Genomic DNA, 17499 nt, shown 5'->3' with positions numbered 1-17499 from the left:
ATCTACTACCGAGCAAGGCAAGGAGTGACAGCATGAGTCAGGATTGGGATGCCGGTCGGCTGGATAGCGACCTCGAAGGCGTAGCGTTCGATACCCTGGCCGTCCGCGCCGGTCAGCACCGCACGCCGGAAGGCGAACACGGTGATCCGATGTTCTTCACTTCCAGCTACGTATTCCGTACCGCTGCCGACGCAGCGGCACGTTTTGCCGGGGAAGTGCCGGGTAACGTTTACTCGCGCTACACCAACCCGACCGTACGCGCGTTCGAAGAGCGCATCGCGGCGCTGGAAAGCGCCGAGCAAGCGGTGGCCACGGCGACCGGCATGGCCGCGATCATGGCTGTGGTGATGAGTCTGTGCAGCGCCGGCGATCACGTGCTGGTGTCGCGCAGCGTATTCGGCTCGACCATCAGCCTGTTCGAGAAGTACTTCAAGCGCTTCGGCATCGAAGTCGACTACGTGCCCCTGGCGGACTTGTCCGGCTGGGACGCGGCGATCAAGGCCAATACCAAATTGCTGTTCGTCGAGTCGCCGTCCAATCCGCTGGCCGAGCTGGTGGACATCGCCGAGTTGTCGACAATCGCTCACGCCAAAGGCGCGATGCTGGTGGTCGACAACTGCTTCTGCACCCCGGCGTTGCAGCAGCCGCTGAAGCTGGGCGCAGACATCGTCGTGCACTCGGCGACCAAGTTCATCGACGGCCAGGGCCGTTGCATGGGCGGCGTAGTGGCCGGTCGCAGCGAGCAGATGAAAGAAGTGGTCGGTTTCCTGCGTACCGCCGGGCCGACCCTGAGCCCGTTCAACGCCTGGATCTTCCTCAAGGGCCTGGAAACCCTCGGCCTGCGGATGAAAGCCCATTGCGCCAACGCCCAGCAGCTGGCCGAATGGCTGGAGCAGCAGGACGGCATCGAGAAAGTCCATTACGCCGGCCTCCAGAGTCATCCGCAGCACGAACTGGCCTTGCGTCAGCAGAAGGGCTTCGGCGCGGTAGTGAGCTTTGAGGTCAAGGGCGGCAAAGAGGGCGCCTGGCGCTTTATCGATGCGACGCGCCTGATTTCCATCACCGCCAACCTCGGCGACACCAAGACCACCATCACTCACCCGAGCACCACCTCCCACGGCCGTCTGGCGCCGCAGGAGCGTGAAGCCGCGGGGATTCGCGACAGCCTGATCCGCATCGCGGTCGGCCTGGAAGACGTGGCAGACCTGCAAGCCGATCTGGCGCGCGGCCTGGCTGCGCTGTGATCCAATTGTCGAGGCCGGGCACTGGTACTAACGGCCGCGTCGCCCTGGTCACCGGGGCTGCGCGCGGCATCGGCCTGGGCATCGCGGCGTGGCTGATCAGCGAAGGCTGGCAGGTGGTGCTGACCGACCTGGACCGGGCGCGCGGTTCGAAAGTGGCGAAGGTGCTGGGCGACAACGCCTGGTTCATCGCCATGGACGTCTCCAGCGAAGGGCAGGTGGCGCTGGGCGTCGCCGAGGTGCTGGGGCAATTCGGGCGCCTGGACGCACTGGTGTGCAACGCGGCGGTGGCCGATCCGCATAACATCACCCTCGAAAGCCTCGACCTGGCGTACTGGAATCGGGTGCTGGCGGTGAACCTCAGCGGGCCGATGCTGTTGGCCAAGCACTGTGCGCCGTACCTGCGTGCTCACAGCGGTGCGATCGTCAACCTGGCCTCGACCCGCGCCGGGCAGTCAGAACCCGACACCGAGGCCTATGCGGCGAGCAAGGGCGGCCTGTTGGCCCTGACGCACGCCCTGGCGATCAGCCTCGGGCCGGAAATCCGCGTCAATGCGGTCAGCCCGGGCTGGATCGATGCGCGGGATCCGTCGGTGCGACGTGCCGAGCCGCTGACCGATGCCGACCATGCCCAGCATCCGGCGGGCAGGGTGGGGACGGTCGAGGACGTGGCGGCGATGGTGGCGTGGCTGGTGTCGAAGAACGCCGGGTTTGTCACGGGGCAGGAGTTCGTGGTCGATGGCGGCATGACCAAGAAAATGATCTACAGCGAATAAATCCCCATAGACCTGGCCAGCATTTGTGTTGGCTGTGCCGCCGCTTTCGCGAGCAAGCCCGCTCCCACAGGGGACCGCGTGCTACCTGAAGAAATGCGGTCCACTGTGGGAGCGGGCTTGCTCGCGAAGGCGGTATTGCTGCAAAAGGATGATTGTGGGTGATGCCATCACCTTGTGGAATGACACGATTTTGTCTTTTTAAGAAAAACTTCAAGCAGGCTATTGACTTAGCTTCGTTAGGTGCGTAAATTTCGCGGCCTCGGAGAAGCAAACGGGTGATTAGCTCAGCTGGGAGAGCGTCTGCCTTACAAGCAGAATGTCGGCGGTTCGATCCCGTCATCACCCACCACTTCCTGAGAGTCTTGCGCAAGCAAGATGGAAGCTGAAAAGCCTCCACCGACGCGCAGCGGTAGTTCAGTCGGTTAGAATACCGGCCTGTCACGCCGGGGGTCGCGGGTTCGAGTCCCGTCCGCTGCGCCATATTTGCGAGTCAGGTTTTACCTGGCCCGAGATTGAAAAGCCTCGAAGCTTTCCAGTCAGACGATTTACCTGGACGCAAGTCCACAGCGATACGCAGCGGTAGTTCAGTCGGTTAGAATACCGGCCTGTCACGCCGGGGGTCGCGGGTTCGAGTCCCGTCCGCTGCGCCATATCTGCATCAAGGCCCACTGAACGCCTTGATGCTACGAAGAAGATTGCTGGCAAGCCAGTGTCTGATTCGAGTCGATAGCAAAGACCCTGGTCGAAAGACCGGGGTTTTTTGTATCTGCGTTTTGGCTTTTCCTCCTTTTCCCCGCCGCCACACGTCTTCGCACCCGCCGACCCAATGCGGTCGCAATGAATCCTGCCTTTTTAACCTATGCGTTAAACAGCGCTCAGTCCTGATTAAACGCGGCCTGCGTGGCCGAAATGCCGATCGTTCATTCACTTATCGCCGTTCTTTCGGGATGTAAACCGAACAAAGGGCTTGGTTTGGCGTATCAACACTAATTAGAATGAGTCGCATTTAAAATATTTCCTGGCGCAGGGTTTCTTGACATGAGTGATGCAGCGATGCCGGCGGCGCAAAATTTCCACGACTTGTACCGCGACCATCGTGGCTGGCTGGAAAGCTGGCTGAGACGACGCATGAGCAACGGCAGTGATGCGGCGGACCTGAGCCAGGATACCTTCGTGCGGGTGCTTGCCAGCTCGCAGCGCATTGCCGACCTGCAGGAGCCTCGCGCCTATCTGGCGACCGTCGGCAAGCGGTTGCTGGCGAACTTTTATCAGCGTCGCAGTCTCGAGCAAGCCTACCTCGATGCCCTGGCACTGCTGCCGGAGGAGTGTGTGCCGTCGCCCGAGCATCGCTGGTTGCTGTTGGAGACTCTGCAAGCCCTGGACGAACTGCTCGATGGATTGCCGGCCGCCGTGCGACGGGCCTTTCTCTGGAGCCAGCTGGAAGGCCTGGGGTATCACGAGATCGCCGAGCGCCTGCAAGTCTCGGAGCGCACGATCAAACGCTACATGGCGCAGGCCTACGAGCATTGCCTGCTGGTGGAATGGTGAGCGGTTCGCCACCTTCGGCCGAAGCCCGCCAAGTCGTGCGAGCCGCCGCTCAATGGCTGGCACTCATGGAATCAGGCGCCGCCAATGAACGCGATCGTGCCAATCTGCAGCACTGGCGTGACAGCCACCCCAGTCACGAACAGGCCTGGCAGAAAGCACAACTCCTGCGCCAGCGTTTTGCCGACCTGCCGTCGACACTGGCCATGGCCAGTCTGGATCGGCCGCAGGCAAGTCGGCGCACCGTGCTCAAGCGCGCCATCGGGGCGGTGGCATTGGTGCCGACTGCCTGGCTGATCAGCCGGCAGCTACCTGTGGATGTCTGGCGCGCCGACCTGCGAACCGCGACCGGGGAGGGCAAAAAGGTCCAGTTGGCCGATGGCAGTTCACTGCAACTGAACACTGCGAGTGCCGTCGATATCGACTTGAAGCACCGGCGACTGACCCTGGTGGAAGGCGAGATAGCGCTGAACGTGCCCGGGACCTCGCCGCTGACGATCCAGACGCACTTCGGGCAAGTGGTCGTCAGTCAGGGCCAGGTGTGCGTTCGTCAGGGGCAGACGGGTTGCAGGGTGTCCGTGCTTAAAGGCGCGGTGCAGTTGCAGCCGTTGCGCGGCCCGGTCTTTGCGTTGCGCGCCGGCCAGCAAGTCAGCCTTCTGGCGGCGGGTGCCGGTGCGGTGGAGCCATTCGACGTGCTCGCCCCAGGCTGGCGTGACGGTGTGTTGATGGCGCAGAACCAGCCCCTGGGGGATTTTCTGCGCGAACTCAGCAGCTATCGACCGGGCTTGTTGCGCTGGGAGCCGGAGCTCGAATCCCTGCGCGTTACCGGCAGTTTCCGCCTGGAAGACACCGATCGCATCCTGTCGTTGCTGGCGGCCAGCTTGCCGCTGGAGGTGCATAGGCGCACCCGGTATTGGGTGACCTTGCTGCCGCGCAAAAATAGTGCATGAGGCCTGTCCCCTTTTTTCGCTCCACTTGTCATTCAAGGCAAGTGAAACGAAATCAGAGAGATTCTCAATGCCCGCAGTGATGCCCTGCAGTACGCGTCTGGTTCCTTCCAGGCTGCGCCCGTTGTTGCACCTGAGTCTGCTGTTGAGTCTGGGTGCCAGTCCTTTATTTGTCGCGGTCAGCCATGCCGAAGACAGTCCTCGGCGCAGTTACCAGGTGCCCGCCGGCAGCCTCAGTGCTGCGTTGACCCGCTTTGCCGGACTGGCCGGGGTCAACCTGTCGGTGGACCCGGCGCTGGTCAGCGGGCGCAACAGTCCCGGGTTGTCGGGGAACTACGCGGTCGAGGAGGGCTTTGCCCGGTTGCTGCAGGGTTCCGGTCTGCAACTGCAGCCGGTGGGCGAACAGGCTTACATCCTGACCCCGGCACCGGAAGGCGGCAGCCTGCAACTGGCCCCCACCTCGATTCTCGGGAACACGGGCGCAGAGGGCGGCGATGTCTATGCGGGCGGTCAGGTTGCACGCCGCAGTTCCCAAGGCTTGCTCGGCTCCAAAGACTTCATGGAAACGCCCTTCAGCGTGATCAGCTACACCAGCGAAGCGGTCAAGAACCAGCAGGCTCGCACCTTGGGCGACCTGATCGCCAGCGATCCTTCGGTTCGCGCCACCAACCCGGCGGGCGGGCGGTATGAGCAGTTCACCATTCGCGGGTTGAGCCTGTTCAACAGTGATGTCGCCTACAACGGTCTGTACGGCATCCTGCCGACCTATACGATCGACATGGAGATGGCTGACCGGGTCGACGTCATCAAAGGCCCGAGCCAGCTGATCAACGGCATCTCGCCGCGGGGCAGCGTGGGTGGCGGGATCAACGTGGTGCCCAAGCGCGCGACCGACACGCCTGTCACTTCGTTTACCGGCATGTACGCTTCCGACAGTCAGGTCGGTGGTGCGGTGGATGTCGGTCGGCGTTTTGGCGAAGACAACAAATTCGGTCTGCGTTTCAACGGCGTGAAGCAGTCCGGCGACACCGAATGGGACCACCAGAACGTCGACCGCGAGATGGCCGTGCTGGGCCTGGATTTTCGCGGTGAGCGCCTGCGGCTCGCGACGGACATCGGGCGCACCGAACGTGACACCGACGCCCCGCAGGAGCGGGTGCAGGTCGGCCCCAGCGCGCAGGTCCCCCATGCCAGCGATGTGCGCCGCAACTATGCGCAGCCCTGGAGCCAGGCGAGCACCAACGACACCTTCGGCACGGTGAACGCTGAATACGATGTCAGCGATTCCGTCATGCTGTACGGCGCCGCGGGCGCGCGCAAAAGTAACCATGACTTCCTGCGCCATGCCGTTGCGGTCACCAACGACGCCGGCGATTTCAGCGTGCAACCCCGTGATTTCACCCGTGACGAAAATGTCCGCACGGCCACGGCAGGGGTGCGCAACTGGTTCCATACCGGCCCGGTGAGCCATGAGATCAACCTGGCCGCCAGCTATTTCTATATGGACTTTGAGAACGGCGGTGCCCGTTATGGCGCGGCCCCCAGCAACATCTACAATCCCGTGGAAACCCCAACGCCTGTCAGGCCCACGCGACAGGATTCGAAGGTCTATACCGAGAACCGCTTCAGCGGTGTGGCATTGTCCGACACTCTGGGCTTCTTCGATGACCGGCTGCTGCTGACCCTCGGCGCCCGCTGGCAGCGGGTCAAGGTGGACGACTGGGCGGATAACGTCAAAGGCGACACCGCCTACGATGAGGAAAAGGTTTCGCCGTCGGGCGGCATTCTGTACAAGGCGACCGACAAGCTGTCGCTGTATGCCAACTACATGGAAGGCCTGAGCCAGGGCAAGATCGCGCCGTCGACCTCGGTGAACGAGGACGAAATCTTCCCGCCGTTCATCAGCCGCCAGGTCGAGGTCGGTGCCAAGTATGACGCCGGTGCATTCGCCGTCACCGCCGCGGTGTTCCGGATCAAGCAGCCGGCCTACGAGACCAACGCCACGACGCGGGTCTTCGGCCCCAACGGCAAGCGTGAGAACACGGGTGTGGAGCTGAGCGTGTTCGGCGAACCGCTCGACGGTTTCCGCCTGCTCGGCGGTGTCATGTACATCGACAGCGAGTTGAACGACACCACCAATGGCACCTTCGACGGCAACCGGGCGCCGGCCACGCCGAAATACAACGTCAACCTGGGTGCCGAGTGGGACGTGCCGAACGTCCAGGGCCTGACCCTGACCAGCCGCGGCATCTATTCCAGCTCGCAGTACCTGGACCAGTCCAACAATAAGGAAATCGACGCCTGGGAGCGTTTCGACGTGGGCGCACGCTACGTGTTCAAGGTCGAGCAAAAGGACGTCACCCTGCGGGCCAACATCGAGAACGTGGCGGACAAGCGCTACTGGAGTTCGGCTGGCGCCTCGGATGACAGCGAGCCTGGCTTGACGCTGTCGACCCCGCGCACCTACCTCCTTTCGGCAACCGTCGACTTCTGATTCACCCCCTGTCATGCACCCCTGTAGGAGCGAAGCTTGCTCGCGAAGGCGGTTTAACATTCAACATCCACGTTGACTGACATATCGCCTTCGCGGGCAAGCCTCGCTCCTACAGGAAAGGCATCAAAACCCGAACTTGTCGCGCAATCCGTAATACCAGGCACCCAACGCCGCGAACGGTGTCCGCAGCATCTGCCCACCGGGGAACGGATAATGCGGCAGGTCGGCAAACGCGTCGAACCGCTCCGCCTGGCCACGCAACGCTTCAGCCAGGACCTTGCCCGCCAGGTGCGTATAAGTCACGCCATGGCCGCTGCAGCCCTGGGAGTAGTAGATGTTGTCGCCCAGGCGACCGACCTGAGGCAGGCGCGACAGGGTCAGCAGGAAATTGCCGGTCCAGGCGTAATCGATCTTCACGTCCTTGAGCTGCGGGAAAGCCTTGAGCAGCTTCGGTCGAATGATCGCTTCAATATTGGCCGGATCCCGCGCGCCATACACCACGCCACCGCCGAAAATCAGACGCTTGTCGCCACTGAGGCGGTAGTAGTCGAGCAGGTAATTGCAGTCTTCGACGCAATAATCCTGAGGCAGCATGGCCCTGGCCAGTTCCTCGCCCAGCGGCTCGGTGGTAATGACCTGTGTCCCGCAGGGCATCGACTTGGCCGCCAGCTCCGGCACCAGATTGCCCAGGTAAGCGTTGCCGGCAACGATGATGAACTTGGCCCTGACCTTGCCCTGTGGTGTATGCACCACCGGATTCGCCCCGCGCTCGATGCGCACCGCCGGCGACTGCTCATGAATAGTGCCGCCCAACGACTCGACGGCCGCAGCTTCCCCCAGCGCCAGGTTCAGCGGATGAATGTGCCCGCCGCTCATGTCGAGCATGCCGCCGATGTATTGATCGCACGCCACCACTTCACGGATCCGGCGTTGATCCATCAACTCCAGCTGCGTGTGGCCGAAACGCTCCCACAGCCGCTTCTGGGATTGCAGGTGCCCCATCTGCTTGGCGGTGATGGCCGCGAACACGCCGCCATCCTTCAGGTCGCACTGGATATTATATTTGGCAACCCGCTCGCGAATGATCCGCCCGCCCTCGAACGCCATCTGCCCCAGCAACTGAGCCTGCTTGGGGCCGACACTGCGCTCGATCACATCGATGTCACGGCTATAGCTGTTGACGATCTGCCCGCCATTACGCCCCGACGCGCCAAAACCCACCTTCGCCGCTTCCAGGACCGTCACCCGAAAACCGTTCTCCAGCAGGAACAGGGCAGCGGACAGACCGGTATAACCGGCACCGATCACACAGACATCCGTCTCTACGTCGTCCTGCAGGGCCGGGCGCGGCGGCACCGCATTGGCCGAAGCGGCGTAATAAGACTCGGGGTAGGGAGTGTTCGCCATCCTGCAGCCTCTGTTTAATATATTTTACGAGTGCATTGATCCTACGCCAGTTAAAAATCGACTGCCAGCTGCCGGAAAATCTGCTTTGCAGCAGCAAAATTAAATATTTTGCATATTCATAGGGTTAGCTCGAAAAAAGGTGTTGACACCCCTCCGGAATTCCGTAGAATGCCGCCACACAGCAGGCACGTAGCTCAGTTGGTTAGAGCACCACCTTGACATGGTGGGGGTCGTTGGTTCGAGTCCAATCGCGCCTACCAAACAAAATCCGCTCTGCTGGGCGGTGTGAAAAGGGTCAACCCACGGGTTGGCCCTTTTTTTCGTCTTGGATTTCATGCGGAACGTTCACAAAATATCGGGTTCGTTCACACTGGGCAATGTGAGCGCCGAAACCGACCGTTTCTCTGGTGGGATTCTTCTTCTACAATCCGCCTTCCACCACCCATTGGATGGGAGACTAGGTGCGGGTCTGACAGCAACCTCCTGACCTAACAAATTACCAATGCTCAGTGTCCAGTTCCACAGCCAGGAAATAGCTGGGCTGAAGAATGACAGGCTCAATTGTGTCTCAACCCATTTCGTTAATGGCACTGTGAAAATCGATGTGGATCAAACGCTCACTCACGGTGAGTACAGCACCACACTGATAGAAGAACCCTCACTCTTCGGCGAATGACCTGTCATCTTGGGACGCAAAAAAACCGCTTTCCACAGCCCTTCTCCCATTGCGCTGACTGAGGATACATCCCCAGGACAATGGCTCGCGTAATGGCGACAGGCCAAGGCAGAGACTACGATCAGGAGACATGCAACGACAGCAGAGGGCTGGAGATGGCTACTGACTCAGAGCGTGCAGATGAGATGGTCAAGATGCAACTTGAGGCGGTCAACAAGCTGGATTACTTCGTCCTCGGTGCGACAATGGCGATCTGTGCTTATCTGGCCCAGACGAATCACTACGCACCGCTTGGCTTAAACGAGGAAACGTTCCTGCTGGCCAGCCTGGGGTTGTTCGCGACATGCGCCTTCTGTGCCTTCAAGCGATTGGACGTCAACAACTGGATACTGCATGCAAATGCAAAGGCACTCTCAGGGGACGACGAAACAAAGCGCAAGTATTATCAATGGGTTGCTGATTTCAGTAGGGCCACCAATCGATATTACTGGTGGCGGAACATTCTCTTGGCACTTGGACTCGTCTGCTACCTTGTCACGAAGGTGTGGGCTACCTACCAGGATACCGGATGGATACTCCCCCAACCATCTCCCGCCAAATTTTTGGGCCTCGATTTAGAGAAGGCGGGGCCGGGGTGGGGTGTGTTTTTCCATGGAAACACTCGGTTCTATCCCTTCATTGAGTGCTGTGCACAGAACCTAAATGAAAAGCCGCGTAAAATCTAAATAAGAACGACTCACCTATCGAAGGACCATCGCAGCACCACTCCAGGCTGTCTGCAATGGTGCTTGCCATCTTGGGTGTTTACCATTCATCGGACTTCGACAATTTGCTGGAAGTCGATAGTTAACATCCGGCCGGAGTCGTGGGTCGGCCACAGTTAGCATGAATTCCAGGATGATGGACGTAATCTGCCATTTCTGTGCAGAAAACTAAGTTTGAGTGCTATCAGAAAGCGAGGCTTGGCAATCTTTCACCAGTGCCATTATGAAGTGCTGGCTAGCGGCTTGGTGCAATCTGTACCACCAATGAAACGATAGTGTATCACCCAGTTAATGGTGGGTTACTACACCCCTTTCAGGGGGTTTTCATAATCACCACCTTGAACTAACCTCTGTGCATTATCCACTGATTCACACTTCCGAGAACAAGGTCCAACGGTAATAAACATGAAAGCAAACCAACTGTTGGTGTTCCTGCTCATACTGACAACAACGTGGTTTACTCTGGTGTGTGGGGCGGCGTTACTGCTTTCACCGGTACATACTACCACAGGAGTTGTTGTGAGTGAATTGAATAGGCCAGGCCGTGTAATGGCTAACTAACCCACACTAGGGGCCGTGCCCTTGAACATCCCTAAATTCATCACTTTACTACTCATCATAGCGATCATCTGGCTGCTTATGGTGTATGGGATATTCCAGTGGTATGGATTGGATGAAGAACTCCCACCCACCAGTACAAAGGATGTCTTCAGGGATAGACCGGAATGAATACACCCAGGATGGCTTCCAGCTTTGCAGCATCCTCATACGATTCTAGAAGCCTATGTCTGGGTGCTAGATAGTAATGAATTCCGTGAGGTGCATGTCGAGCGGCTTTGATAATACGTTGAGCTTTACGAAGCAAAGTACCTTGGGCCACTAATGTTTCCACTTTGAACTCGGATAGATATAGGGCACCTACAACTTCGTTCATGGCAACGTTACAGACGTTCTGAGATTGTCCAGCAGCGGTGAAACAGCTGACGAAGATAGCTTCAGCTTTGGTGCTGAAGGTCCTGGATTGTGGTGACTTGTGCTTAACCCGTACCTGAGCGTGCCAGTGCCGGACGGAAGAGAGCGAATGTTTCAGGGTAGGGCGCGGTGTCAGTACGCGCCTTACGCCTTAAGGCTTTACCTGGACGGTCCCTGCTTGATAGGCCCGGCGTTCTGAGTGATCGAGGGCCGGGAAGTCACCGATCATTCAGCAGTTCGGCGACCCCACGCGTGATGAATTCCAGGTTCTCATCGAGCTTGGTCAGAGAGCTGCGGATCCTGACGGCATCCTCGGCGGGGCCGTGCAGTTGCTCGATCCAAATGGAGAGCGCCTCGACGGACTCCGCAATTACGAGCTGGTTTTCGTTGAGCTTGAATATCAGCGAAGGGATGAGGTCGTGGGTAGGCATGGCTGATTCCTCCTTTGAGTGAGGAAAGCGTAGCAGGCAAAAAAACCTGCTTGTGGGCGGGCTTCAAATGGGGGGCGTGAAATGAACGCCCGAATGCTATCCGTTTGAATGAATAGGTCAAGGCAGGAACAAGAAAGCCCGCACCAGGCGGGCTCTCCATACACGTGACCAAATCCGTTTGGCTGACCGCATTGTGCTTGGCGGGTGTGACAAGGTCGTGACAGGTTGCCGGATATCGTGATGCGTGGTTCCTGACGATGTTCAATCAATACGCCCAGGCTCAAATTACTCACAAAACCACAAGAAGAGGTGCTGCATGAACTTGAAGAAGTTGAGTAGTACGCTGATAGCGATCCGCTGCAAAAGGCTTCCCTACGGAATGTCAGCGGGTGAAAGCTGACAACAAGGACGTCTGGTTCATCGATCCCGATAGCGGTGAAGTGAAGTCTCAATACCTCGTAACGCCCCAGTAAAGGAGCCGGGTCCATCACTTCAGCTGGCCATCGCGATTCTTAGTGCTACCGCGGCTTCAAGAAGCTTGTTCGCCTGGCTCGAGACAGCCGTTGCCAAGGGATCATTTCCGGCGTCTTTCAACATGGCTGCCAGATCGAGCAGCTTCCCCACCTCGATCTCGACTACGCGAACGGATTCGGTTATCTGGTATTGAAGTGAGTGCGCCATGCCATAAGCCCTCGTTCCGAATCGGTCAGGACTCCCGTGTGCGAGATAGTCCGCGGTACCTCTTCAATGAAGCGTCTTGACCCTGCGACTTTCGCCGATCCTGATCCGGTCCAGTGCCCGGTTTAGAGAATCCAAGGCATCAAGGAGGGCTTTCGCCTCGGTCTCTCGACCATCCCCCCAAAGACGTTCAGCCATTTTATTCATGGCTTGGATGGATCTCTCTATTTCAGCAGAGGTTGCTGTACTGGTGTCTGTCGGCCGTTTCTTTTTGGTTGGCATACATGCTCCTCTTACTCATGTTATGCCCGAACACAAAATTTCTGACACCCCCGATTCCTCCTCTATATATCGATCCTCGTCACCGGCTGTCTTCTCCCGCTATTGAATAATTGCTATTGATCCTCCACCTCCACCTCCACCTCCACCTCCAGATCCGCCTCCACCTCCAGATCCGGCACCGGTTCCCGTTCCTGCTCCCATTCCTGGCTGGGATGCTCCTGATGTGGAGCCGGACGATGTGCTGGCCGCGTCCCCATCGGAATCATCGTCATCACGGGTGCTGGCGTAACCGCCGGCAATAGCGAATTGTTTAAGCAGGAGGTCATAACTAACGATAGCCGCTGCATTTTTGCCTTGATAGCCTACACCCACGGGGAGCCCGAACATTGGGGTAAGGGCAAAGGGATAGTAACTAATACCTGCCGACGCGATGGCGCTATTTTCATCTCTGCTAGAAGTTGCATGAAGTGTAAAACCTATGCCGGTATTGGCGCCAAAGGCATAAGTCAGGCCAGCAAAAGCGCCTATATCAGCGTGTGCGATCGGTGCCGCACAAGAGACAAGTGCAGCTAAAATAATTTTTTTCATTTCTATCACCCCAAGGAAGCTCTGGAAAAGTCCTCTTTCTCGCAGCCCACAAAAAGCAATAACTCATGAATTATGAAGTTGTTATTATTAGATCGGCTCCTTCGAACCGGACGGGGATTTCCCAAGGCCCCAAAGTCTATGCGACATGACGTGAGCTTAGGCTTGGAGGGGCGACTTACAAGACCGTTCGTCGGTAGATCTCTGCGAGAGGTGCCGCGCTTAATGGTCCCCCGTGGACTCGGAAAGCTCTTGTCCGTTGCCTTGGGGATCAAATTAATGATCGCCTCAAGTTGGCGTCTTTGAGTGCATCGATTGCAACATTGACCTCCCAGGTTTTCAATCCGCGCCGAATTGACGCAATTCCAGTCCTTGAGCTTGCAGGCAAAGGACCGGGGGTTATGCGCGATGATCTTCATGCTCAGGGACGAGGCGAACCTCTACGCGCTGACCCAGTGCGCGGGCGGCGCTGGCCAGAGTGGCCAATGTCATGCCTGCGTCGTTCTGGTCAAGTGCTCTATCCACCGCGGTGCGGCTGGTATGCATCCGCTCAGCGAGGGTTTTCTTGCTGACGCGTTGCAGCTTCATGGCCTCGGCTATCTGCCAGGAGATGACGCGCTTGAGTGCGGCTGCAGAGACTTCCTCGGCGAGGCCTTGCTCGGCGAGGAAGTCGTCAAAGTCAGATCCGATATGCTTGTTCATACGCTGTGCCTCATAGTCTTGCTTTGCGCTGCTTGGCAGTGGTCATGTCAGCCGCTGGTGTTTTTTGGCTCTTCTTGATGAAACCGTGGAGCAGAACCATGTCGGAGCCCACTACGGTGAAGAGAACGCGGGCGATAGTATTTCCGAGATCAATCCTGACCTCCCATAGCCCGGTATCCAGCTTGCGAACTACCGGCATGCCTATCGGCCAGCCAAGCTGAACGGTTTTGATCTCCGTCCCGATCATTCGTCTATGGTCGCGAGACAGGTCTGACAGCCATTCCCGTACCGGCTCATTCCCGGCGTCCGTGCAAAAAAAACGTACGTTGAGCACCGGTACGATAACAATCATGATTGGAGTGTACCAAAATAGGTGCATTGCGCAACTTGGGCGTTACTGGGGATTAGTGCAGGCCGCAAAACCCTGGGCAGGAGGCTCGAGATGCTCAATCTTCTTTTCGTAGTTTTACCGCATCTGGGGCAATTGACTGCATCACCTTGGCGGGCCGCCGGTTTGCCGGACATAGCCAGTTTCCTTTTCAGCAAAAACAAGGAGACAGACAGTGGCGATGATGACGAGGTATCGCAATCAGGCGGTTCTGAATGGTGCGTAAGAAATTTCCCGGAGAGTGAGCGGTAAACCGGACATGCATAAGCCTTGCGTAATCGACGCTCATCAAGCTATCGAAGCCGTTCTTTTTATCGGTCGGATTCTTGTACGGGAACACGGGTTGTCGGCAATTCGGGCGTAAACTACCCGAGCTACCTCATCAAAAGGAGCCGCATATGATCGCCGATCAAACCAACAAACAGGCCGCTGATACCAGAACTGTCTGGGATCAGTACTTCTGCGCTGCGTTGATTGCAGAAAGCAACCTGACGGCACCCGTTGTCGGAGGGGCTACGCACGAGGACAGGCAGAACCTGTTGATTGAAAGGGCCAAAACCCTCGCCGACAAAATGATGGAAAACAGAAAATAACCGGAGCCCAGCCATTGCGCTGGGCTCTTTGCGTCCGGCGTGTCCGGCGTGTCCGGCTCAGGTGATCAAGTCTACTTTGCCAGTCGCCAGACGATAGACGCCGCCCACTACCTTCAACGTGCCCTTGCTCAGCGCATCGGTCAGTAATGGCGAAGCATGTTTGAGGCGCTCGACCGAGTCTTTGACGTTTTGCACGGTGGCGTTTTCGATAAGGCTCCCGGGTTGAGCGAGCACTTTCTTGATAGAAGGCTTGAGTGCGTCAGTCAATTTCGGGATATGGCCAGGAAAAACGGTGCGATTCTTGACGGCTTTGATGCCTGCATCGATGGCACCGCAGCTTTCGTGCCCGAGCACGAGGATCAAGGGTGCGCCGAGCACCGCGACGGCGTATTCGAGGCTGGCCAAACCCTCGTCCGTGACGAAGTTGCCAGCGACACGTATGGCGAAAAGATCGCCTCGGGCGGTGTCGAACGCGTACTCGGGAGCGATGCGAGAGTCCGAGCAGCCCAATACCGCCACGAACGGGTTCTGGCCGGAGACCAGGGCTTCTCGCTCATCCTTGAAATCATGGGTCTTGGAGTCGCCGGCGACATAGCGTTCATTTCCCTCCATCAGTCTTTGCAGGGCATTGTCGGGACTGATCGCGTTTTGCGGTTTGGGGGGAGGGGCGGTTTTCTCGGCAGCCCGGGCGATCTGGTCGGGCAGTGCACCGGCAAGTAGCAGGGCGCCTGCGCCCAGTCCGGCAAGCCGAAGAAACCTACGACGACCACTCGCGTTTGGCATAGCGTTTGAATCACATGATTCACACATGATCTTGTGTACTCGGGTCAATTGGGGTGGGAACGACTTCGCATCAAGGGCTGGTGCCGCGACGAGCTGTCAGCGCTTGTGTGGTGGAGTCTAGCCGCGATCCGCCTGAGGATTGACGCTTTGAGTGTTTGGTGATTTTGCTGCGCGACGCACGCCCTCATTTCATGCGCTACTACTGAAAGGCTGATTCATTTCGTCCTGACAGGAGTATTTCGATGCTGGCTCATTGGGTTCTGGCGGCGGTTCATCTCTTGGCGTTTGCCCTGGGCTTCTGGGCGGTGCTCACTCGCGGCACGGCGCTTCGGCGACTGGTGGCCGGGGTCGGGGAGGCGCGCAGCGTTTTACTCGCGGATAATCTGTGGGGCCTCTCGGCCGTCATTCTCCTGGTCAGCGGCGGGATGCGGGCTTTTGGCGGGTACGAGAAGGGCACGGATTACTACCTTCACCAGCCGCTGTTCCACCTCAAGATGACGCTGTTCGTCATCATCCTGTTGCTTGAAATTGCGCCCATGGTGACGCTGATCAAATGGCGGATTGCACTGGGGCGGGGCATGGCTATCGATGCTGGCCGTGCAAAGCTGTTTGCACGGATCAGTCATGTCGAAGCGTTGCTGCTGTTGCTGATGGTCGTGGCGGCCACGGGCATGGCGCGGGCTGTGACCTTTGGCTAGCCGGGCGGCATCGGCTCATTCATCGGGGCAACCCCGAACGCCTGACAGTCATGATGTGAAGCTTGTCGGTGCTATCGGCTTCACGTTCTCGACTGAACGCTGAGAAGTGTCATGACCATCGGGAATGGCGAGCAAGAAACAAAGGGCGATGCGGTGCTCGAATCGAGCCAGCCGTGATTCCAGACGAGCGGGGGCTGGCTACCGACTGCAGCAGGATTCAGGGCTGCGGCTTTTCCGGGGCGGTCAGGCCAGCCTGGATACGCTGATAAATCTCTTCGCGGTGCACGGCAACGTCTTTCGGAGCGTTGATGCCGATCCTGACTTGCTGGCCGCTAACGCCCAGGATGGTGATCGTAATGTCATCACCAATATTTATGCTTTCACCGACTTTGCGGGTGAGTATCAGCATGGTCTTCTCCTTGATTGCTTTATGGGGCACCTGATTCGGACAGTGCAGAGGTCGGTGTTCTATATAGATTAGTGCGAAGTCTCATGGTTTGGGTGCCTCTTTCTGACGCGCAGATGCTGCATTAATTCCCAAGGCGTAACTATACAGAGGCTGCAACTATCATTCTCGTTGTTTTGATTCGATTTTACGGCACTCGGGAAGTATTCATGGATGCTAAAATCTGCGCTTTAGGCATTCAGAGGGCAGCGTTGTGCGCAAAATGGTCTTGGTATTCGCGGTACTGGCACTGGCGGGATGCGGTGAGGGCAAGCGCCCTGACGTGCCAAAGCCGCAGACAACAGCGGCGACCGCACCGGTGGTGGCCTCTGCACCAAAATGGGACCTCGAGGTGCGCGGTGAAATAACCCAGGCCGTCAGCGACCTCAGCGGCTGGCTGATCGAGCACAGTTTTGTGTCCACCGTTGTCAAGGAAAACGGCAAGACGCGGATTCTGCTCGGGCCATTCAACTCCAAGGCCGAGGCCGAGGCCAAACAGGCCGAAGTGGCCGCGGCACTCACCCGGGCGAAAAAGCAGAACATCGAATTGCTGATCGTCGAACACCCTGTGGCCTTGTAGGAGCTAGCTTGCTAGCGATGGTCTCAAGGGCAACGCGTTCATTCAGAAGATACGCGTTATCGTTGACCACCATCGCGAGCAAGCTTGCTCCTACACAGCGCTACAAAAAAGACTTCAGCGAACGCTTAACCGCAGGCTTTCAAGTCGACCGGGCCAACAAACTCGTTGCCGCGTCCCATCACGCACCCCACGCTCTGGTTGCGCTGACGTTCCCAGGCCTCCACCGGATAGGTTTTGTTCCAGGCTTCGTACAGCTGTCGATCCTGTTTCGACAGGCGCAAACCGTATTGCTTGCTCATGTAGAAGTACGTCCGGGCGATCATGCCGCGAATGGAAGGACGGGGCATGACCTTCTTCGCCTTGAAGTCGACCTGGGTCAGGCACGAACCGTATTGACCGGTTTGCACCGGCAGCCAGCCGAAACTGAAATTGCTGCGATCGCCATTCACAACGTTATCGAATGGTGTCGTTTGTTGACTCCAAGAGTGTTTCAGACCGACAGACTGGAAAAT

The 17499-nt window shown here is 58.1% G+C and carries 20 protein-coding genes and 4 tRNA genes; 14 read left to right on the top strand and 10 right to left on the bottom strand.

Annotated features, from left to right (window positions below):
• The first annotated feature begins 32 nt into the window (after positions 1-32).
• The 8 genes from F8N80_RS06305 to F8N80_RS06270 all read left to right on the top strand — a co-directional run bounded on the left by F8N80_RS06305 (position 33) and on the right by F8N80_RS06270 (position 7003).
• Complete coding sequence (locus F8N80_RS06305; RefSeq protein ID WP_150783479.1) at positions 33-1244, top strand: O-succinylhomoserine sulfhydrylase; 1212 nt, start codon at positions 33-35, stop codon at positions 1242-1244.
• Complete coding sequence (locus F8N80_RS06300) at positions 1241-2017, top strand: SDR family oxidoreductase (protein WP_150743632.1); 777 nt, start codon at positions 1241-1243, stop codon at positions 2015-2017. The genes F8N80_RS06305 and F8N80_RS06300 overlap by 4 nt, the downstream gene beginning before the upstream one ends.
• Positions 2018-2290: 273 nt before the next feature.
• Positions 2291-2366 (top strand) — tRNA-Val (locus F8N80_RS06295).
• Between the two features lie 54 nt (positions 2367-2420).
• A tRNA-Asp gene (locus F8N80_RS06290) sits at positions 2421-2497 on the top strand.
• Between the two features lie 93 nt (positions 2498-2590).
• A tRNA-Asp gene (locus F8N80_RS06285) sits at positions 2591-2667 on the top strand.
• Between the two features lie 388 nt (positions 2668-3055).
• Complete coding sequence (locus F8N80_RS06280) at positions 3056-3565, top strand: sigma-70 family RNA polymerase sigma factor (protein ID WP_150743633.1); 510 nt, start codon at positions 3056-3058, stop codon at positions 3563-3565.
• Positions 3562-4512: a FecR domain-containing protein gene (locus F8N80_RS06275; RefSeq protein WP_224790645.1), complete on the top strand. Its 951-nt coding sequence runs from the start codon at positions 3562-3564 to the stop codon at positions 4510-4512. Before F8N80_RS06280 ends, F8N80_RS06275 begins: the two co-directional genes overlap by 4 nt.
• Before the next feature lie 67 nt (positions 4513-4579).
• On the top strand, positions 4580-7003 hold the full coding sequence (locus F8N80_RS06270; protein WP_150783478.1) for a TonB-dependent receptor: 2424 nt from the start codon (positions 4580-4582) through the stop codon (positions 7001-7003).
• Positions 7004-7126: 123 nt separating this feature from the next.
• Here the strand turns inward: F8N80_RS06270 and F8N80_RS06265 are convergent, their stop codons facing one another.
• Entirely contained in the window at positions 7127-8410 is a 1284-nt protein-coding gene (locus F8N80_RS06265; protein ID WP_150783477.1) for an NAD(P)/FAD-dependent oxidoreductase, read from the bottom strand.
• A gap of 183 nt (positions 8411-8593) precedes the next feature.
• On the opposite strand from F8N80_RS06265, the gene F8N80_RS06260 reads away from it, so the two are divergent.
• A tRNA-Val gene (locus F8N80_RS06260) sits at positions 8594-8670 on the top strand.
• Positions 8671-9241: 571 nt separating this feature from the next.
• The gene (locus tag F8N80_RS06255; protein WP_191632866.1) at positions 9242-9811 is read left to right on the top strand and encodes a hypothetical protein; all 570 of its coding nucleotides are present in this window, start codon (positions 9242-9244) and stop codon (positions 9809-9811) included.
• A 1229-nt stretch (positions 9812-11040) separates the two neighbouring features.
• Here F8N80_RS06255 and F8N80_RS06245 read toward each other — a convergent pair.
• The 6 genes from F8N80_RS06245 to F8N80_RS06220 all read right to left on the bottom strand — a co-directional run bounded on the left by F8N80_RS06245 (position 11041) and on the right by F8N80_RS06220 (position 13852).
• On the bottom strand, positions 11041-11253 hold the full coding sequence (locus F8N80_RS06245) for a hypothetical protein (RefSeq protein ID WP_150743636.1): 213 nt from the start codon (positions 11251-11253) through the stop codon (positions 11041-11043).
• Between the two features lie 492 nt (positions 11254-11745).
• Positions 11746-11934: a hypothetical protein gene (locus F8N80_RS06240; protein WP_150743637.1), complete on the bottom strand. Its 189-nt coding sequence runs from the start codon at positions 11932-11934 to the stop codon at positions 11746-11748.
• A gap of 63 nt (positions 11935-11997) precedes the next feature.
• On the bottom strand, positions 11998-12213 hold the full coding sequence (locus F8N80_RS06235; RefSeq protein WP_150743638.1) for a hypothetical protein: 216 nt from the start codon (positions 12211-12213) through the stop codon (positions 11998-12000).
• A gap of 99 nt (positions 12214-12312) precedes the next feature.
• The gene (locus tag F8N80_RS06230) at positions 12313-12801 is read right to left on the bottom strand and encodes a hypothetical protein (RefSeq protein WP_150783476.1); all 489 of its coding nucleotides are present in this window, start codon (positions 12799-12801) and stop codon (positions 12313-12315) included.
• A gap of 396 nt (positions 12802-13197) precedes the next feature.
• Positions 13198-13500 (bottom strand): XRE family transcriptional regulator, encoded by a 303-nt coding sequence (locus tag F8N80_RS06225; protein WP_150743640.1) that lies wholly within the window; start codon positions 13498-13500, stop codon positions 13198-13200.
• 10 nt (positions 13501-13510) lie between these two features.
• Positions 13511-13852: a type II toxin-antitoxin system RelE/ParE family toxin gene (locus tag F8N80_RS06220; RefSeq protein ID WP_224790644.1), complete on the bottom strand. Its 342-nt coding sequence runs from the start codon at positions 13850-13852 to the stop codon at positions 13511-13513.
• Positions 13853-13942: 90 nt separating this feature from the next.
• Here F8N80_RS06220 and F8N80_RS06215 point away from each other — a divergent pair, with 90 nt between their 5' ends.
• Complete coding sequence (locus F8N80_RS06215) at positions 13943-14140, top strand: hypothetical protein (RefSeq protein WP_150743642.1); 198 nt, start codon at positions 13943-13945, stop codon at positions 14138-14140.
• A 146-nt stretch (positions 14141-14286) separates the two neighbouring features.
• Positions 14287-14481, top strand: coding sequence for a hypothetical protein (locus tag F8N80_RS06210; protein WP_064676864.1), 195 nt, complete (start codon positions 14287-14289; stop codon positions 14479-14481).
• Between the two features lie 57 nt (positions 14482-14538).
• Here the strand turns inward: F8N80_RS06210 and F8N80_RS06205 are convergent, their stop codons facing one another.
• A complete protein-coding gene (locus F8N80_RS06205) occupies positions 14539-15291 on the bottom strand; it encodes a carbonic anhydrase (protein WP_150743849.1) in 753 nt (250 codons plus the stop codon).
• Positions 15292-15506: 215 nt separating this feature from the next.
• Between F8N80_RS06205 and F8N80_RS06200 the strand changes: the two genes are divergently transcribed.
• A complete protein-coding gene (locus F8N80_RS06200; RefSeq protein ID WP_150783474.1) occupies positions 15507-15962 on the top strand; it encodes a DUF2214 family protein in 456 nt (151 codons plus the stop codon).
• 217 nt (positions 15963-16179) lie between these two features.
• Here the strand turns inward: F8N80_RS06200 and csrA are convergent, their stop codons facing one another.
• On the bottom strand, positions 16180-16371 hold the full coding sequence (gene csrA, locus F8N80_RS06195; RefSeq protein WP_053161267.1) for a carbon storage regulator CsrA: 192 nt from the start codon (positions 16369-16371) through the stop codon (positions 16180-16182).
• Positions 16372-16621: 250 nt separating this feature from the next.
• On the opposite strand from csrA, the gene F8N80_RS06190 reads away from it, so the two are divergent.
• A complete protein-coding gene (locus tag F8N80_RS06190) occupies positions 16622-16987 on the top strand; it encodes an SPOR domain-containing protein (RefSeq protein ID WP_150743644.1) in 366 nt (121 codons plus the stop codon).
• A 125-nt stretch (positions 16988-17112) separates the two neighbouring features.
• On the opposite strand, the gene F8N80_RS06185 is transcribed toward F8N80_RS06190, so the two are convergent.
• Positions 17113-17481, bottom strand: a complete 369-nt coding sequence (locus F8N80_RS06185) for an endonuclease (RefSeq protein WP_263596948.1) — start codon at positions 17479-17481, stop codon at positions 17113-17115.
• Positions 17482-17499 lie beyond the last annotated feature (18 nt).

The sequence above is a fragment of the Pseudomonas fluorescens genome (genome assembly GCF_902497995.1).
GTDB classification, from domain to species: domain Bacteria; phylum Pseudomonadota; class Gammaproteobacteria; order Pseudomonadales; family Pseudomonadaceae; genus Aquipseudomonas; species Aquipseudomonas fluorescens_BK.
The sequence above is the reverse complement of the archived record's forward strand: the minus strand, read 5'-3'. Positions and strand labels throughout refer to the sequence as shown.

Coding starts and splice junctions, on each gene's coding strand:
- F8N80_RS06240 (WP_150743637.1), bottom strand. CDS start 11,934: ATGGCGCACTCACTTCAATACCAGATAACCGAATCCGTTCGCGTAGTC.
- F8N80_RS06205 (WP_150743849.1), bottom strand. CDS start 15,291: ATGTGTGAATCATGTGATTCAAACGCTATGCCAAACGCGAGTGGTCGT.
- csrA (WP_053161267.1), bottom strand. CDS start 16,371: ATGCTGATACTCACCCGCAAAGTCGGTGAAAGCATAAATATTGGTGAT.
- F8N80_RS06230 (WP_150783476.1), bottom strand. CDS start 12,801: ATGAAAAAAATTATTTTAGCTGCACTTGTCTCTTGTGCGGCACCGATC.
- F8N80_RS06235 (WP_150743638.1), bottom strand. CDS start 12,213: ATGCCAACCAAAAAGAAACGGCCGACAGACACCAGTACAGCAACCTCT.
- F8N80_RS06200 (WP_150783474.1), top strand. CDS start 15,507: ATGCTGGCTCATTGGGTTCTGGCGGCGGTTCATCTCTTGGCGTTTGCC.
- F8N80_RS06215 (WP_150743642.1), top strand. CDS start 13,943: ATGCTCAATCTTCTTTTCGTAGTTTTACCGCATCTGGGGCAATTGACT.
- F8N80_RS06210 (WP_064676864.1), top strand. CDS start 14,287: ATGATCGCCGATCAAACCAACAAACAGGCCGCTGATACCAGAACTGTC.
- F8N80_RS06245 (WP_150743636.1), bottom strand. CDS start 11,253: ATGCCTACCCACGACCTCATCCCTTCGCTGATATTCAAGCTCAACGAA.
- F8N80_RS06225 (WP_150743640.1), bottom strand. CDS start 13,500: ATGAACAAGCATATCGGATCTGACTTTGACGACTTCCTCGCCGAGCAA.
- F8N80_RS06305 (WP_150783479.1), top strand. CDS start 33: ATGAGTCAGGATTGGGATGCCGGTCGGCTGGATAGCGACCTCGAAGGC.
- F8N80_RS06270 (WP_150783478.1), top strand. CDS start 4,580: ATGCCCGCAGTGATGCCCTGCAGTACGCGTCTGGTTCCTTCCAGGCTG.
- F8N80_RS06220 (WP_224790644.1), bottom strand. CDS start 13,852: ATGATTGTTATCGTACCGGTGCTCAACGTACGTTTTTTTTGCACGGAC.
- F8N80_RS06280 (WP_150743633.1), top strand. CDS start 3,056: ATGAGTGATGCAGCGATGCCGGCGGCGCAAAATTTCCACGACTTGTAC.
- F8N80_RS06255 (WP_191632866.1), top strand. CDS start 9,242: ATGGCTACTGACTCAGAGCGTGCAGATGAGATGGTCAAGATGCAACTT.
- F8N80_RS06265 (WP_150783477.1), bottom strand. CDS start 8,410: ATGGCGAACACTCCCTACCCCGAGTCTTATTACGCCGCTTCGGCCAAT.